This window comes from Paenibacillus sp. J22R232 (genome assembly GCF_056269165.1).
On the sequence record NZ_JBWDNK010000016.1, the window covers coordinates 1 to 16963 of the forward strand.

Consider the following 16963-nt stretch of genomic DNA (forward strand, 5'->3'; position numbering starts at 1 on the left):
ATCCATAAACCTTCACGCCAATGAAGGTTTATTTGTTGTGTTTAAAAAACAGTATAGCAGTTTTCAAAACATATTACACACTGCAGCTTGACAACTATTAGCTGGTTTTCTGAGTCTACAACTTATTTACCTAGACTAGTACACACCTGGTTCTTCCTGATATCACCAACGGTACCTGACTAGCGTGAAGAGCTTGTTCGCATGCTTTTCCAATTTTTGAATACATTTATGTATTCGATTAACAGGAGGACACAAGTCATGTCACAACTCGGGCACTCGTTTATGAGAGGTACTTTGGTTTTGTCAGTTGCTGCTTTCATCAACCGTATTCTCGGTTTTATCAGCGGCATGTATATTGCTCGCGTACTAGGCGCAGAGGGAATCGGCATCTTGATGATGGCGCATCCGCTTGTCCCGCTCGTTATTACGATTACTGAGCTTGGATTGCCGGTGGCAATTTCAAAGTTGGTCGCAGAGGCCCAAGTTCGCGGCGAACGGATGAAAGTAAGGCGCATTCTGTATGTCTCGCTCGCTGTCACTAGCGTCTTGAGCGTAGCTCTCACGACCATATCGTTACTTGGATCAGAGTGGATCGCGTCTATTCTGTTAAGTGATCAGCGGGCTTATTACGCCATGCTAGCGATCACGCCGATCGCGCCGATTATCGCAGTTTCAGCTGTATTAAAGGGTTATTTCCGAGGCATGCAGCAGATGAAGACCATTGCTGCTTCTGATGTGCTGGAGCATACGGTTCAAATCGCTTGTGTGCTAGCGCTGGTACACCTATTACTGCCTTACGGAATTGCTTATGCAGCTGCTGGCGCTATGGCTGCCTCTGTAGTAAGCGAAGCGATAAGCCTCTTATTTCTGATGACAAGCTATAAACTATATGGTGAATCTAAGGTATCGGGCGAGACTTGGGCGAGCCATCTGAAACATGGAAGAAGCACACTCGGCGAGCTTCTGCAAATCGGACTTCCGACGACTGGCCACGGTATCATTCACTCGTTATACAACGCGTTCCAGCCGCTTCTTATTACAACCAGCCTGGGCCTGTACGGCATAGGAACAGCTTTAGCCACAAAGCAATTCGGACTACTGGCCGGCTATGTGTTTCCGCTATTGTTCATGCCAAGCTTCATCACGCAATCCTTATCCACCGCTCTTATTCCCGCGATTAGTGAGGCCACGGCGAACAAGAATAGTCTGCTCATACATAAGAGGATGAATCAGGCTATGATATTAGGACTTCTAATCGGTGCGCCAGCGACAGTTATCCTGTACGAATGGGCAACTCCACTAACGACACAAGTCTATAATGCGCCAGAAGCAGGACTGCTTTTAAAAATACTTGCACCTATGTTTTTTCTGCATTATTTCGACGCCCCACTTCATGCAATTCTGCTTGGCCTCGGCCGTGCGAAAGCTGCATTATGGAATTACGTATTAGCCACTGTAATCAAGGGTGTCTCAGTCTTTGTGTTAGGCAGTCAAACAGGAATCGTTGGTGTTGCGTACGGCATCGGAATTGGCATACTGATGCAAACATTATTGAACTTTTTTTCCATCTCGAGTTCGATCGGGTTTTATGGGAGTATTCGTCCTTATATTAAGGTTGGGATCTGCATGATGCTAATGGCAATATGCGGGCACTTGACCTATAACCATCTATCCAGCCATGGTATGCTGCAGTTATGGTGCGTAACCATTTCAATCATCTGTTCCTTGTTTATTTATTTGGCTGCTCTAGTCGTGACCGGTACGTTGAATTGGAAAAGCACACGTCATAGATTTTCAATTCCATGGTAAGAAAAAGCGGTAATTGCCGAAACAAAATAAAGTATTAGACTGGGTATCTTTATTCCGAGTGGATTCTCTATCGTAATAATGTCAAACTTCACAAAATAATTTTTAACCTGGCCTCAGAAATTGAAACAGCGATAGCCAAGGATGCGAAAATAGTCTGTCGCTGTTTCAATGAACTATTGTTGCCCGTTAACATAACGCTATGACCTTAAGATTACCATCATTAAATCATACATTTTACTCCATTCGTATGATTAATAAAAAAGTTTACTTTCCATTTAACGACAATTAAGTAAGGGCACCCATACCAGAGTCGCCGACCTACGTTTCATAGAATCCGTAGATTTTCTCTGCGGATTCTTTTTTTTGCGCCATGCATGGCCACTAGCTAGGTATTGAAAGTTTCGTTAAGGCGTTTAAATATTGATTCGCCCCCTCTTTCCAGTAGAGGGGGCGTTTCACATACCTCAATTACTTAGTCAGAATGTGACGAGCCAATGCGGCAAGGTCTTCAATGTCGATTGTTCCATCATTATTAATATCGTATTTCTTCACTTGATTCCAATCTGGGCTATCTGAAGATTTGCCATAAGCTTTCGCAACTAGAGCCAAGTCACCAACGCTTACTCTGTCGTCATCGTTGACGTCACCTGGTACCACAGGTTTGCGAATCTCAACTGAATGCGTAGCTCCATCAATATCCGCCTCTACTCCCTCGCCGTCTGCAAGCACGACAAGCGTTACTGCGATATCCGCAATACCAGCTGTGTTCTTTGCCTTGAAGCTAAGCTTAAAGAGCTTCTGATTCGGATTATTTACGCTGTCATTCAAATGAGTGCCCAAAATTCGAATGCTTCCTTCTTGGCTGTCTGTGCCTACGATAACAAACTTCCCAGAATCCACGGATACTGGCTGACCAACAAGCTCTAGCTTATTAGCGTCGTATTCGATTGTAATGTCTTGTGCATACACTTCCTGTTTTAAGCTTTCAAGACCGTAGGTCACATCGAATGTATCACCAAACTGCACTAAAGCTGGACCAGACAAAGTGCTTGAGCTAGTAGTCTTGTTTCTATACTGCGCGAACATCCAATCAAAGATGTTCTTATCTCCGTACTCTTCTTGGCTTGCGCCATACCTAAAGCTGGCATTTGATTGGCCGAGAAGGTTGCTGAACACTTGGGCTTCGGTTTCATGCGGCGTCCAGTCAAAGCCGTAGTACGGGAAATTAAAGGCCTGGTTGGTTTCCAGAACATTCACGTTGGCTTCTGAATATAAGCCGCTGGCGCCAGCGCCTGTTGAGAAATACTGTGTCCATGCATTACCAGCGCCGTCATTCTTATGTGTATGCGCCCATAGGGCAGTTTTTGTGAGCTCGGGGTTCGCTGTAAGCTGTTCCACGGTTGGCAAGGTGCCCCCTGCAAGCGGAACGATTGCAGCGAGGAACTCAGGATTGCGGTTATAGAAACCGATTGTGTACATGCTGCCCATCGAGAAGCCGGACATGTAGATACGGCTCAAATCCACCTTGCCCTCAGCGGCCAGTTTCTCCACGTATGTCATAAGGGCCTCGTTGTTGGCCTGATTGTTCGAATGGTTCTGCGTAGCTATGATGTGCGCGTTGTACATGCCGGGGTTCTCCAGTTGGCGCTTGGAAAGCACGGCTGCACCGTTCGCTGTTTGCATAGGTGCAAAGTAGTCCCCCGAAGGGCCGCCGCGGCCGCCGCCATGGTTGTAGATGAAAAGCGGGAGAGGTCCGAGTTCTTCCCAGGACTCGTCGATCGAAATCAGGATGTCCATGCTGCCTGTACCGTCCGGATTGGTTTTGTCTGGGACAAACTTGTCGAGCGTCGGGTTTACTACTGCTGCCTGAGTGAAACTCGGGGTTATGGTAGTGCCGTCTGTCAGCTTGATCTCACGATCCACGTTGACGCGGTAATTGAGGAGCGCCGAGAATGCGTTTTGCAAGGTGCCCGAAACCATTGCGCCGGATGTATAGCCATTGGCATTCCAGAACTCAAATTCAACGATGATGTAGCGTCCGCTCGCGGGTATATCTGTTACGAGGTCATCGGATCCCGGTGCGGGCGAAGTATAGCCAAGCGGCTCGGGAGCATTGTTTACATATACTCTGGTGATATTGCGCAAGCCGTCGAAAATCACGGTCGAGCCATCAAGCCTTGTGTTCCTGGCGGCCGCCGTGAACATGTCGGCGCTCAGGTCGGCAAGGTTTGCCGCGTTGCCTTCGCCAAGGTCAATGATCGCCGCTGTAGTGACGTTGCCGACAGAGAATATGTCGTTATACACTGTGAACGGTAAATCCGCTGCGTTTGAAATAGGCTTGAATGTCACGTGGATGCTTGTGCCGCTTGCGGTGACGTTGTTTATTGTGTATGTGTTGTCTGTAACAGCCACTTCTTCGTCGTTAACCGTGACCTTATCCACTTCAAAGCCGAATGCAGGGTTTAACGTGAAGGTCACGTCTTCGCCATCGTTAACCCATACATGGCCTGCCAGGGAGGACGGGCTTATACTTCCGTTCTCGCCGGATGACGCCATGACATAGTGCTGAACGCCGACGGTCACGTTCGGTTCATACAGCCGCAATGACGGTGACTCCTGCATCTGCTCAAGCAGCTGAGCCGCGCTCGTCGTGCTCGTCGCCTTGCTCTTTGCGGTGAAGCCGTCCTCCGTACTCGTCAGGGCAAAGTTAAACTGGTTGTTCCCGCCCCAAATGTACAGGGACACTGTGTCTTCTTTTTCATCCAGAACATGCAGCAACAGGCTCTGCTGGTTGCCATTGATGGCTGCGCCGTTCGTGTTGAGGGGCGCATGCTGCGCGTTGAAGCTGGATTCCCTTCTCAGTGGTTCCGTGCCTCCGCCTGCGCCGGGAGCGTTGTTCAATACATAGTAGCCCGGGCCTTCGCCAAGACCGCCGGATGCCGCCGCAGTGTTTGCGCCAAGGCCAAACTGCCAGATCATGTCGTCCGTCACTTCGGATGTGATTAAGCCCTCTTCAATCGTCACGGGCTTAGACGCCATGCCAATCTGAGTGTCGCCGGTGACGTCGCCGGGTGTGTTGATTGTCGCTTGAGCGTTTGCAAGCGCGCCGTGCTCGGACACGATGAGATAGCTTCTGCCAATCTGGACATCAGCAGGGTCGACCTGCCTCCACGTGTCGTTTGGTTCCGGCGCTGCCTCCGCCTTGGTCTGGGGTAGGTTGAAACCTGATACCATAATGTAGCAAACCAAGAGAGCCACCACTAATCTTATTTTACGCATTACCTACAACTCCTCTCTTATTCCTAGTCTCTTTCCCTTTCATTGCAATTTGACGACATGATTATTGCCTACAAAAAGAAAACCAACTTAATCACCCCCCCACGTCGCTTTGATGACGTACGAATGATACCTCGATCGGCGGATCGTCGTATTTGCCTAACGGGCCATCATTCGTCGCCTCATCCGTATTCGTGGTGCCCTCGTTGTTCTAGGTCCCGATTTGGGTTGTCCCCGTCGGTTTGGCGGTCCTATCTGGCGTCTCATTGCCGCTCGAGCAGGCAGTAATCGTAAGGCCAAGCAAGCAACAGAATCGTTAGCCCTTCGACGCTCGGCTTCTCCCGTGTTTTTCCATGCGTGAATTTCCCCTAAATTAAAATAGTCTTCCAGGAGCTCCCATTGTATACGCTTTCATTATATGTAATAGATCTATGGGCAACAATGGGCAACTCTTTACTTGCTTACCCGTTGTTTACTTTTTTTGAAAGCGCTTTAATATGTTCTTTACATACAAAAAAACGGCTGTTCCGTTATGGGACAACCGCTTTGTCAAAGCTCCTAGCCGTTACAGGCGATGCCAGAAATGCTTCAGTTTTCATTTGATGCTAATTAAAAGGCTTAATAAAATTTTTCTGATCCTTCGTAAAACGGTATCCCCTTTTGCGGTAAAATCTATGTGCTTGCTCGCGGCTCGGATGCGACAACAGCTTTATGCCGGAATACCCCTTTTCCCGCGCCCAGTGCTCTAAAACATTTATTAGCTTGCTGCCAATACCTTGATTTCTGTAGCATTCTTTTACTACAAAGCCTAAAACATTGATCAAAGGATCGGCAAAAAGCAACTCATAGCGACTTCCATGGATATATCCAACAATCTCCTTGTTGAGTTCGAATACAAAAATCTTATCTTTTGTCTCCCGAGTTATGATTTCAATTTTTTCTTTGACTTTTTCTTCGGTAAAGCTTGAGAGATTGGGGTTAAAATCTCGATTCAATAAGTATATGTCTGGATAATCTGTTATGTGGATTTCCCAGACTTGATATTCCATAATCTACTCCTTACGCTTATATTCTTTTTAATTTTAAGCAAATCACATAGTAGGTTCACTCGATAAAGATCCGATAACTCCTCGTAGCGTACCGCTTCTTTCCTCCTTTCATCTGACTACAATTTATTCATTTGTTCTCTTTTCCTCATAAAAAAACCCCCTAAAGTATCATCGGTTTCCCCATATGGGCTTTTCCAATGTCTACTATAAGGGGTGCATTTCATTAAGCCTCGCGGGTTCTATTCCGTTATTAATTGATGCTGCCGACTAGCTTCATAACAGCATCCCTTGTAAGCTTGTTTCCGCCAGCGGCAATCAGGTTGACCGTAGCATGAGCAAGCGTTAAAGGAATTTTGCAGAAATCAAGAGCAGGACCGCCCTTTAAGTCCGCAATATAGGAATCAGCGATTTTTAAATTGCGACGCGTGTATTTGATCATTTCCTTCGATCCCCAGCCATCCGGATAAAAGTCTACGCCCCGTTCCAAATCTTCCGTGCGGTTGCGTAGAATATTAACGGCTTGCAGTCCTCTGCCAAAAGCGACTGCTTTGTGCTGATCGGTCTTCGTGCCGTCGAACCATAGCCAAATCTCCGATAGCATCTCGCCGACCATGCCTGCTACGCTATACGTATAGTTGTCCAAGTCCTCTTCTGTTTTAATGATCCAACTGACATGGACCCATTCCGACATTTGCTTGGACATTTTGGCAATATGGCGATAAACGACTTCATTGACTGTTGGCGGGCAAAGCTGAGCCCATTCATGAATTCGCATGGTCACGTCCGCAAGCACGTCACCGTAAGGGGCAAGCACCTTCTGAGATTCGTTTATAACGTCCGCAGACTGAAACGCTTCATGAATGCCCTGCAGCAAGTCGACTTTCAAATCGTCGGATATCGTCTCGTGATCTTCAATTTCATCAATTGCCCTCATGCATAGATAGGCGGATGCGACGGCTTCTTTCAAACTTGCTTTCAATCGGCTGATGGGAATATAAAAAGTTCGACTCGTTTTCTTCAACATGATCATCGCATCATTCAAGATAAAAACTCCTTCATTATGGCAGCTTTGCTTTTGGCCTGTTTTAATCGTTACTTCTATCATACCATACATGTATTTGGATGTGCACCGTTACAGCAATATACTACCCATTCCACATAGATTTGTATCATAAATACGCCTCAAATACAAAAAACAGCCATATTCTATCTGTTGCATTATGCCAAGCCTGATTAAATAATTCATAAAAAGCATTGCCAACCCGCTAACGCCATGCTATATTGATAACGATTATCAATATCAAAGAATTGGGAGTGGAATTTCATTGCAAAAGTCCAAATCATTTTACCCGTTGCTCGTCCTCACCTTAATGCTTTCCTTGCTACTCGGGGCTTGCGGACAAGCAGCCAAGAATAACGCGTCAGAGAGCACCGCTACAGAGAATACCTCCTCTCCTGCCCCTGCTTCAACGGCTGAAGCTGAACCCGCAAGTGATGGCGAGACGTTTACGTTCCAAGCTGGCAACGGAGACATACAAGTTCCCAAAAATCCGAAGCGGATCGTCGACACGACCGCATTCTATACCGGTTATTTTTTGCAGCTTGGAGCCACTCCGGTTGGCATCCAGGAAAATGCAATGAACAATCCTTACTTTGAAGGAATGCTCGACGGCGTCGAGAACTTGGGCGATGTACCGACTCCCGAGAAAATCCTTTCACTGAATCCTGACCTCATCATTGTCTTTAATGGTACGGAGGGCATTGAAAAGCTGGAGGAGATCGCCCCTGTAGTCGCTATCGAATATGGAAAAAAAGACTATAAAGAACAAATGCTCGACTTCGGTAAGCTCACAGGCAAAGAAACGGAAGCCGAAGCATGGGTTGAGCAATGGGAGAAAAAAATCAGCGATATAAAACCGCAAATTCAAGCCGCTGTTGGCGACAAAACCGTTTCGATTCTAAATCCTTATGCGAAAGGACTTTATGTTTTTGGTCATAACTACGGCCGCGGAGGCGATATCATTTATGGTGAATTCGACCTCAAGGCTCCGCCTGAGGCACAAAAGGAAGCGATAGACAGCGGAACTGGCTGGGCTTCTATTTCACTCGAGAAACTTCCAGAGTTCTCAGGGGACATTATCTTCACTTCGCCATGGTCTGGTGATACCAGCGATCCCCAAATCGTGTATGACAACGCCATTTGGAAAGCCCTCCCTGCGGTCAAAGCAGGTAACGTATTCCAATTGAATGCGGAAGCAGACACGTACAATGATCCGGTTACGTTCGAAGCGCAATTTAAATTCATTACGGAAAGCTTGCTCTCCGTGAAATAAATATAAGATAGAAGCTATCGCGGTCGCTCGTAACTGGCCGCGCTTCTAAAAATGAATGTTAAGCCACGCTTAAGAGATGATTCCTGATGTTGAACAGGAGTCATCTTTTTTTATTCCCCTTTGATTTCGGTGGTGACTGCCAAAACGAATATAGCGGTTTATTTCTCCTCACAATTCGCCCTGTTCTGCTGCAAATCTTAGTATGATCACTCCGCGCTCTCGATTTCGGCGGCTTGTTGATGTTTCGCCGTGCGCTGCGGTTTTTTGTAATACGCCGTGCATGAATGTTGGTATCCTGAGGGTAGACAGATGAATAACGAAACGAGCAGGAAAGGGGCATGCGACAAATGGCTACATCGGATGCAATGGATTTTATCGATTTCAACAACGCCAAGGAGTGGGAGTCATGGCTGGCGGCTCATTGCGGCCGGCAAGGCGAGGCATGGCTTCGAATTGCCAAAAAAGGCTCGGGAATCACGTCGATCACGATTCAGGAGGCGCTCGATAGCGCGCTTTGTTATGGCTGGATCGACAGTCACCGGCGGTCATTCGACGAGCGATATTATTTGCAACGCTATTCTCCGCGGCGCTCGAAGAGCCCTTGGTCTTTGGTCAACGTGAAGAAAGCGGAGCAGTTGATCGAGACCGGACAAATGAAGGAGCCAGGATACGCGGAGATTCGCCTTGCGAAGGCAGACGGGCGATGGAATGCCGCGTACGAATCGCAGAAGACGGCGGCGATTCCACCGGATCTCGCGGCCGCGCTAGAGGAGCATACGCAAGCGAAACAGTCATTCCACAAGCTCGACAAGACAGCCCAATATGCCTTGTTCCTGCCTATCCTGAAAGCAGCCACGTCAGACGTTCGATCGACTCGTCTGCGGAAAGCGATCGCTAAGCTGGAAGAGGCTCATTTATCTTGATCGCGCATGATCGTTGCAGTGTCGCGGAGTTCTCTTTTGTATTGCGCCGGCGTCTTGCCTAGAACGCGCTTGAAGTCTGAGATGAAGTGCTGCTGGCTGCTGTATCCGAGTTGGTAAGCGATATCCGCCCAATTAGGGGCCTCGCATTTGCGAATGGACGAAGCCGCTTCCAGCAGTTTATTCCTTTGAAGCTGCCACTTGATCCCGATGCCGACGTATTCCTGGAATAGCTGCTGGAGCCACCTCTCGCTCATGCCGGACCATTGCGCCACTTCCTTCACGGTCTGCATGCCATCCTTTTCGATGGCCTCGATAACGCGGCTCACGATTGCGATTTGAGGGTCGTCTTGCGGGTTTCGGTCTTGCAAGAGATCGGCCAGCGCGCCTACGGCAGCGGCATCGTCCAGGGAAACCGTGCGTTCAACGAAAGCCTGATCGGCTTCTTCGAACATGTCCCGCAAAGCGATCGTCCCATTGTGCAGACCCGCCAGCGATCCGTTCCAGAATGCATGGAACGCGCCGGGATGAAGCCTTGCGCCGATAATGCGACCGCTGTCAGCCGCTTCGTAGTCTCGCCGATTCCGGTACGTGCACTGGATGCCAGACTCCGGCATGGAAACGAATACGTCCACGTAAGGGCGGTGCATGACCTGTTCGGAAATGTAGGGCTGGCCCTGCGTGTTGTTCCATTGAATCGTCCAGAAATGGAGGACGAACGGCGTTAAGCCGTCTGGCGGCTGATACGTATCGAACGCGATGCGTTGCGCGAACCCGGCGGGATCCAGTTGCCCGAGGGATTTGTAGCCGGATGCGGATTTTTGTAAAACGGTACCCATGACATCACCTACAATCGGTATATTCCATCCAATTTAACATTTAAAGGAGAAATGAACAATGACGAACGCAATGACTTTACGAGGAATGGCCAACGTTAGCTTCTGGGCGGAGGACGTGAATGAAGCGAAAGCTTGGTATTCGAAGCTTCTCGGAGCGGAGCCCTATTTTCAAGCCCCGAATCCGAAAACTCCTGCGTATATCGAGTACCGGATCGGCGATTATCAGAACGAGCTCGGCATTATCGATAAAAAGTACGCGCCCTCGGCGGCTAATATGGCTGGGGCGGGTGGCGCGACGCTTTACTGGCACGTGGATGACGTAGCCGGCATGCTCGAGAAGTTGAAAGAGCTCGGCGCCACGGAATACGAACCGCTGACCGAGCGAGGCGTGAATTGGTTCACGGCGTCGGTGGTGGATCCGTTCGGCAACATTATCGGCTTGATTCACAGCCCGCATTATCGGGATGTATGGAGTGCCATGCAGCAGGTGCAGGGCGAATAAACGTGACCCCCTTCCATAACCCGGCTTACTTCGCTCAATCGGAGCAACAACGGCTAACTCGAACGAATGCGGTATTGGCGATACTTGCGCCCGTAGGATTAAGACGATATCGTAGAGGTCAGGGAGGCGATGTGAACCTATGCTGGAACCGGGGAAAACATACAATACGGCAGTCGAGGTAACGCTCGAGGTCATCGGTGGCAAATGGAAGCAGGTTATACTTTTCCATCTAACATTCGGCAAGAAACGCAACGGCGAGCTGCGTAGCTTGCTGCCTGCGGTAACGCAAAAAGTGCTTACCCAGCAGTTGAAGGAACTGGCAGATGATGGAATCATTAACCGAATTTCATACAATCAAGTCCCGCCTAAGGTCGAGTATGAGCTGACGGAGTACGGCTGGAGCCTAAAAGAGATTCTTCATCTCATGTGCAGATGGGGTGATCGGCATGCCGAGCGCGCTTATGGCGATAAGATCAAAATTTTGTCTGGAGCGCCTCGATCGAATGAAAATTAATTCGCTAGATAATAGAAACCGGTCGCTGGATGCCAGCGGCCGGTTTCGTTGTAAGCAGCAATGGTTCATGGAATGACCTTACGCTGCCGCAAATCCTCAAAGATATTCAAAAACATGGCTTCCGTATCCATAAATTCATGAAAGCCGAAACGGCGAGCCTTCATGCCGTCTGCAAAAAAATCATAATCCCAGGAAAAGACAAAGTCCCCAAACCGCCAGGAGGAAACGTCCTTATAGGCGTTATCCACTAATCCATGCTTCTTCACCATCTTCTTCCATAACTCCTCTTTATCGGCCATAACTACGTCCAATGACATGTGCAGGGGAGGCGCGGTCTCAATGCCAAAGCTTGCGGCAATCTTAGGCCAAAGCTCATTCCATCGGAACAAGTCGCCATTCGTGATGTTGAACGCTTGATTGGCGCAGCGGTCATCCGTGGCTGCCCAGACGGTGGCTTTGGCCAGCAAGCCGGCATCGGTCATTTCAAGCAGGCTGTTATAGGCACCCGGCTTGCCGGGAAACCGAAGCGGCAGACCAAGCTCTTTCGAAATGGACGCATAGATGGCAATTACCATTGCCAGATTCATGGGATTGCCAAGTGCGTACCCGCATACAACGGAAGGCCGGAGCGCAGACCAGGTCCAGCTGCTTCCCCGTTGCCGCTGCTCGAGGAACTGCTGTTGGTCGACATTAAACTCCGGCGGCATATGGTAGGCGTCCGTTTCACGGGCGGGTGTCTTGAATGGACCCAGGTGTGCGCCGTATACTTTGTAGCCCTGCATTAGGCTGACGTGCTGAAGGCTAGACGCGGCCTGTTCGATTGCATCGACGACGTTGACGAGCATGGAGAGGTTTGGGGCAACCAGCTCGGCCCAAGTTGGTCGGTCTTGATAAGCAGCGTAAAAGATATGGGTGACTTCCGTCAATCGGCCGAGCTTCTCGCGCGTATCACTCTCATTTAGCAGATCGACAGCTTCGTACCGCGTTCTCCCATTACCTCTCGCGTCTCCGCCACGCCGCGATAAGCCGATAATATCCCACTCTGGAAGCTGCTCGAGATAATCGATCAGATTCCTCCCGATAACTCCGTTGGCTCCAACGACGAGTGCCGTTTTGCGCGGCAGCTTTTCCTGTACCTTCATACGTTTTCTCTCCTCATCCGTTATGGTCTCCACCTCATTGTGCATGCTGCGGGGAGGAATAAAAAGTACGCACTTTGGAGTTATATAGTTACTTGAAAGTAATCTAAGGCATAAATTTGTTTATTCTAATCATTGAAAAGGGTACCCTTTCGCTAAACACTATTTTCATAGTGTCCAGTATAAAGGTACCCTTTTATCGCTTATCCAGCTTCTGTTTGCATGGTTTTGCTGAAGCGTGTTCTACCGATCAATCCTCGAAAATCAGCCTAAAAATGATAGCGGATTCAAGTCCCTTCAAGGAATCCGGCGATAAATCCGCGGTACAGATCATGTGATTGCTCATTGCCTGCATGCCTCATGCATGAATGCAATCATCTGCTTTGAATGTTAGCGGGTCGCTCGGAAAAATAAGACCCCTTGACGTTAATGCTTTGTCCCATGGAACGGTAAACGTAGATATGAAATAAAACTATGCCGATTACCTTTTAAAATATTTCTGCACGGCCGCATAAGCCAGCTTCGGCCTCCGGTAACGGTCAACGATTCCTTTGCTATTTTGCGTACCCGCTCTCGTAATGAGCCAATCCGTTCCTTCAGTGACCCTGCAATCGCAATATTGCCAGATGAACATGCCGGAAATATGTTCTCTCGACGTATAAGCGGATAAATTGGCTTCAATAATATCGGATTGACGCTCTTCCGTTCCGCGCACCCTGCTGGCATCGCGATGTCCGTAATAGCCGTCACCGCCAAACTCGCTCATGATCATCGGTTTACCTAAACCGCCGCTTGCGTCTGCCCATTCTCTGGCAAGATCGCAGAGCTCGCCTGGATCTTCATCCCCATACCAACCCGGATATAAATTAAAGGAAACGATATCCGCCAAATCAAAACAAAGCTCCTTGTCCCTATGATGGGATGCGAAGGTAAGCGGACGGCTGCCATCAAGCCCTCGAATTTGCTCCAGCTGCTCCTTATACATTTCCCGTCCCTCCGGGGTATCGCTCGCACATTCATTTAGGATCGCCCAAATGACGATGGATGGGTGGTTGTAATGCTGCTCCACCATTTCGCGGTTTACCTGCTTGCATTGCCAGTGAAAATTCGGGTTTTTCATTTGGCTCAGACTAAGCCCTCTCGCGTGATTCTCCTCCCACACAAGAATGCCTCGTTCATCACATAAGTCTAGAAACCGCTCATCGTTTGGATAATGGCTTGTCCGAACCGAATTGCAGCCCATATTTGTTATCAAATCAGCATCTAACGCCATTAGCTGAAGCGGCAAAGCCGAACCGACCATCGGATGGTCTTCATGCCGATTAACCCCTTTAAATACAATATCCTTGCCGTTAAGCTGTATTTTCCCCTTTTCGGTTGTCACGACTCGGAATCCGACACGCTCGATCAGATCATCGACAACAACATCGTCCACTACAAGCTGCGACTTCAGCTCATATAGAACCGGACTTTCCTGTGACCAAGCTTGCGCTTCGTTAAAATCAAACGTACCTTCCATTCTGGTAATGCCTGCTTCGATTGGCGAACTTGTGTCCAGCTCAAGCTTCCTGCCGCAAAGCTCGATTCGCAAGTGATAGGAATGACCGCCTTCGCGCAAATGACGGACAAAGCCTTGAATGCGTGCTTTCCACTTCCCATCCTCCCAGATCGGCGTGAATGCGATCCTCTCGATATAAAGCTCGTCTAGCTGCTCCATTGTAACGGGTCTGTTAATCCCGCCATACGTATAATAATCATTCGGAATATGAAGTGAGGAATCAGGACCGAACCGATTGTCTGCGATGACGATAAGCTCATGATCGCCTGGCTCAACGTCCCTTGCAATGGCATCAAATGCAGTATAAGCGTTATAATGCTCCGTCAGAATCTGTCCGTCCAAATAGACATGCCCAGTGTGGCTCACGCCTTTGAATACGAAGCGAAGCGATGTTTTTTTCTTTAGGCTAATTCGCTTCCGATAGGCGCCTCTTCCTCTATAGGTCAAAAAATCGGGGTGCATCTCCCAGCAGCCTGGAACAATAAGCGTATTCGTATAAGTAAGCTGGTTCAACCTCACCTCACCTTCGCCGATTGTTACGAAATCCCAGCTGCCGTCCAGCGATTGCACCTCTCGAAGCTCGTTTGTTTGGAAAAGTCTAGTCATTGGCTATTCTCCTATTCGATATGGCTGTATTTTTTCCGGTATTCGGTAGGGGTCATGCCTGTTTCGCCTTTAAAAACTTTATTGAAATACGAATGCTGGTACCCGACGCTATCCGCAATTTCATTGATTTTCAGCGGCGTTGTTGAAATAAGCTCCTTTGCTTTGTCGATTCTAAGCCGCATAATGTAATCGATGTAATGAAAGCCTGTCACTTGCTTGAACGATCTGCTCAGCATAAATGGACTCGTATGGCACCGCTCCGAGCATTCTTCAAGCGATATATCCCGCATATATTCATTTTTCAGCAACTGGACCGCCTCTTCAACAACACGTCTAGCGCCTATATTTTGCGCTTGGTTGAACTCATCCAAGTACGGAGTAATGATTTTGTCCATAAACCACCCGCGCATGGCGAGTATATCCGGCAACGCCAACAGATCGCCATACAAATTCCCTTCCTTGAACAGCGGATGTGACACGAAACCGAGCTCAATGAGCATATGTCTTACGCTCCCAAGCAGCTGCAAAAGCCCTTGCCGAACGCTCAGCTCACGCATGCTGATCCGCTCCAGCTCATTCATATAATCCGTAAAAAGCAAGGCCGATTCCTCGGTCAGACCAAGGCGCATAACATGCAGCAGCTCCTTTTCTTGTACGAATGGATACTGCGCATCGTTTAGTGGCAGCGGGATAAGATCCTCCATAGCGATAATCTGGTGGGTTTCCTGCAAGGCACGGTAGCTGATCGCTTGCCTCGTCTGCTCCAGAAGCTCAGGAATGCGGCCGATCTCATCTGACCATCTACAAATGATAACCGTTACGCGAAGCCTTAGCACATCCGAAAGCGTTGAGATTAAAGCCTGCGATATATCCTGCAGCATGTCCTTGCGTTCCTTCGCGGCCATATGGATGCTGGCTGCGCACAGCAGGCCGACGGACATGTCCTGGAAATTAATGAGATTCGCTTCGATGCCTCTGCTCGAAGCCAGCTCTTCGGAGATGTTGCCCGCTGCGAAAGAGATAAGCTGCCGGTCATCTTCCCGAAACCGAGCTCCGTTTTCATGAAGGCCCGATAATTGAATTAAGAGCAGTGAGAATTGCCGATCCTCGGATGGCCAACCTAGTTGATCCATTCTTTGCCTCAAGCTCGCTTCATTGCTCGCATACAAATGGCCTTGCACAAGCTGTAGCAGAAATCCCTCGCGCAGGGACGGCACCGATTGCTGTAGCCTCTCCTTTAACGTTCTCGTTTCATTCATGACCGTCATCCATTTCTGTTCCAAAAACTCCATTTCGCGCTCTGCGGCAGGCTCACCGTTTTTATCCGTGCCAAGCAATGCGAGCAGCCTTCCAATTGGCTTGTATAGCCGAAGCGACGCATACCATGACAGCAGCAAGGCAAGCAGCAAGCCAGCAAGGCTGCATATTAAAATCCATCTAGACGAGACGACGACTGGTTCCGTCAATTCGCTTAAAGGCGTTGCGGTTACGTAGGTCCATCCAGCAAGCTCAACCTCGCCAAACGAGACGATATACGTTTCTTTTTTCCATTTGAAGGCGAACGTTCCCTGATCGGGATGATGCTCAAGCACATGCTGCTTCAAAGCAGCCGACAACCCCGCTTGGCCCGCAGAGGGCTCAAGTACAAACTGTCCCGTCCTTTGCAGCAGAAATGACGTTCCTTTATCGCCCGCCTGCAAATAAGCTACGTTTCTTTCGATTTCAGCCGGATTGATCGCAAGGACAAATGCCCCAAACGGATGCTTGGAATGCCAAGGCAGCTTAAAGATAATCGAGACCGGCGATATATTGCCCCGAGCACTAATCGCAAGGTTATACGATAAGAACAAACCTGTGTTTTGACTAAGGTCATCGTGATAAGCCTTTAAGCTGCTCGGCTCCAAGTATTCAATGCCATCTGCCGACAAAAGCGCCTGCTGCTCGTTTAGAAACAAATACGCATCGTTCACAAGCAGGCTTGAGCTGCCTACGACCGTCATCGTCTGCATAAGCTCCTGGACTTCATCGATATGGTCCAGAAATGTATAATTTTCCAAATAACTCCCGAACATCGGATTGTTCGACCAACGGCTCATTACGATGGAAATCTGGTCGAACTGACTATTCATCATATCGGCAAATTGCGCAATCCGGAGCGTATGTGTCTTGAATACCTGCTTCTCGATTTCGTTTTTGCCGATCACATAGTTGCTCGCCGCGATAATAATGGAAGGAATACATGTAATCAGCAGGACGAGCACTAAGCTTTTGCGAAAATATTCCCCCCGCAGCATCCCCATTTTGGCCCGCAACGTCCATCTCTTGCTCAATTTCATACCCCCGAAAACAGTTCCATTTTGCATTCCTGGCAACCAAATGCAGCATACCCTCAGCTTCTCCGGGGAGCAGTTGAGGGCG

At 48.8% G+C, this 16963-nt stretch carries 12 protein-coding genes; 5 read left to right on the forward strand and 7 right to left on the reverse strand.

Features of this window, described 5'->3' with window-relative positions:
• The first annotated feature begins 258 nt into the window (after positions 1-258).
• Positions 259-1809, forward strand: coding sequence for a stage V sporulation protein B (gene spoVB, locus AC0YN3_RS27975; RefSeq protein WP_475778191.1), 1551 nt, complete (start codon positions 259-261; stop codon positions 1807-1809).
• Positions 1810-2277: 468 nt separating this feature from the next.
• Here spoVB and AC0YN3_RS27980 read toward each other — a convergent pair whose 3' ends face one another.
• From AC0YN3_RS27980 to AC0YN3_RS27990, 3 genes are all read right to left on the reverse strand, one after another.
• The gene (locus AC0YN3_RS27980) at positions 2278-5088 is read right to left on the reverse strand and encodes a cohesin domain-containing protein (RefSeq protein ID WP_475778192.1); all 2811 of its coding nucleotides are present in this window, start codon (positions 5086-5088) and stop codon (positions 2278-2280) included.
• 602 nt (positions 5089-5690) lie between these two features.
• The gene (locus tag AC0YN3_RS27985) at positions 5691-6134 is read right to left on the reverse strand and encodes a GNAT family N-acetyltransferase (protein ID WP_475778193.1); all 444 of its coding nucleotides are present in this window, start codon (positions 6132-6134) and stop codon (positions 5691-5693) included.
• 250 nt (positions 6135-6384) lie between these two features.
• Positions 6385-7164, reverse strand: a complete 780-nt coding sequence (locus AC0YN3_RS27990; protein WP_475778282.1) for a squalene/phytoene synthase family protein — start codon at positions 7162-7164, stop codon at positions 6385-6387.
• 295 nt (positions 7165-7459) lie between these two features.
• Between AC0YN3_RS27990 and AC0YN3_RS27995 the strand changes: the two genes are divergently transcribed.
• Positions 7460-8467, forward strand: a complete 1008-nt coding sequence (locus AC0YN3_RS27995) for an ABC transporter substrate-binding protein (protein ID WP_475778194.1) — start codon at positions 7460-7462, stop codon at positions 8465-8467.
• Positions 8468-8814: 347 nt separating this feature from the next.
• The gene (locus AC0YN3_RS28000; RefSeq protein ID WP_475778195.1) at positions 8815-9390 is read left to right on the forward strand and encodes a YdeI/OmpD-associated family protein; all 576 of its coding nucleotides are present in this window, start codon (positions 8815-8817) and stop codon (positions 9388-9390) included.
• Here the strand turns inward: AC0YN3_RS28000 and AC0YN3_RS28005 are convergent.
• Positions 9378-10226: a helix-turn-helix domain-containing protein gene (locus AC0YN3_RS28005; protein ID WP_475778196.1), complete on the reverse strand. Its 849-nt coding sequence runs from the start codon at positions 10224-10226 to the stop codon at positions 9378-9380. The genes AC0YN3_RS28000 and AC0YN3_RS28005 overlap by 13 nt on opposite strands.
• A gap of 58 nt (positions 10227-10284) precedes the next feature.
• On the opposite strand from AC0YN3_RS28005, the gene AC0YN3_RS28010 reads away from it, so the two are divergent.
• A complete protein-coding gene (locus tag AC0YN3_RS28010; protein ID WP_475778197.1) occupies positions 10285-10728 on the forward strand; it encodes a VOC family protein in 444 nt (147 codons plus the stop codon).
• Positions 10729-10867: 139 nt separating this feature from the next.
• Positions 10868-11242: a winged helix-turn-helix transcriptional regulator gene (locus AC0YN3_RS28015; protein ID WP_475778198.1), complete on the forward strand. Its 375-nt coding sequence runs from the start codon at positions 10868-10870 to the stop codon at positions 11240-11242.
• 65 nt (positions 11243-11307) lie between these two features.
• Here the strand turns inward: AC0YN3_RS28015 and AC0YN3_RS28020 are convergent, their stop codons facing one another.
• The 3 genes from AC0YN3_RS28020 to AC0YN3_RS28030 form a co-directional block, all read right to left on the reverse strand.
• On the reverse strand, positions 11308-12384 hold the full coding sequence (locus AC0YN3_RS28020) for an SDR family oxidoreductase (RefSeq protein WP_475778199.1): 1077 nt from the start codon (positions 12382-12384) through the stop codon (positions 11308-11310).
• 478 nt (positions 12385-12862) lie between these two features.
• Positions 12863-14545, reverse strand: a complete 1683-nt coding sequence (locus AC0YN3_RS28025) for a glycoside hydrolase family 2 protein (protein ID WP_475778200.1) — start codon at positions 14543-14545, stop codon at positions 12863-12865.
• 11 nt (positions 14546-14556) lie between these two features.
• Positions 14557-16875: an AraC family transcriptional regulator gene (locus AC0YN3_RS28030; protein ID WP_475778201.1), complete on the reverse strand. Its 2319-nt coding sequence runs from the start codon at positions 16873-16875 to the stop codon at positions 14557-14559.
• Between the last annotated feature and the right edge of the window lie 88 nt (positions 16876-16963).

Excerpts from the sequence above, each read along its gene's own strand:
- spoVB (WP_475778191.1), top strand. The coding sequence starts at position 259 with ATGTCACAACTCGGGCACTCGTTTATGAGAGGTACTTTGGTTTTGTCA.
- AC0YN3_RS28005 (WP_475778196.1), bottom strand. The coding sequence starts at position 10,226 with ATGGGTACCGTTTTACAAAAATCCGCATCCGGCTACAAATCCCTCGGG.
- AC0YN3_RS27980 (WP_475778192.1), bottom strand. The coding sequence starts at position 5,088 with ATGCGTAAAATAAGATTAGTGGTGGCTCTCTTGGTTTGCTACATTATG.
- AC0YN3_RS27985 (WP_475778193.1), bottom strand. The coding sequence starts at position 6,134 with ATGGAATATCAAGTCTGGGAAATCCACATAACAGATTATCCAGACATA.
- AC0YN3_RS28025 (WP_475778200.1), bottom strand. The coding sequence starts at position 14,545 with ATGACTAGACTTTTCCAAACAAACGAGCTTCGAGAGGTGCAATCGCTG.
- AC0YN3_RS27990 (WP_475778282.1), bottom strand. The coding sequence starts at position 7,164 with ATGATCATGTTGAAGAAAACGAGTCGAACTTTTTATATTCCCATCAGC.
- AC0YN3_RS28015 (WP_475778198.1), top strand. The coding sequence starts at position 10,868 with ATGCTGGAACCGGGGAAAACATACAATACGGCAGTCGAGGTAACGCTC.
- AC0YN3_RS28010 (WP_475778197.1), top strand. The coding sequence starts at position 10,285 with ATGACGAACGCAATGACTTTACGAGGAATGGCCAACGTTAGCTTCTGG.
- AC0YN3_RS28020 (WP_475778199.1), bottom strand. The coding sequence starts at position 12,384 with ATGAAGGTACAGGAAAAGCTGCCGCGCAAAACGGCACTCGTCGTTGGA.
- AC0YN3_RS28000 (WP_475778195.1), top strand. The coding sequence starts at position 8,815 with ATGGCTACATCGGATGCAATGGATTTTATCGATTTCAACAACGCCAAG.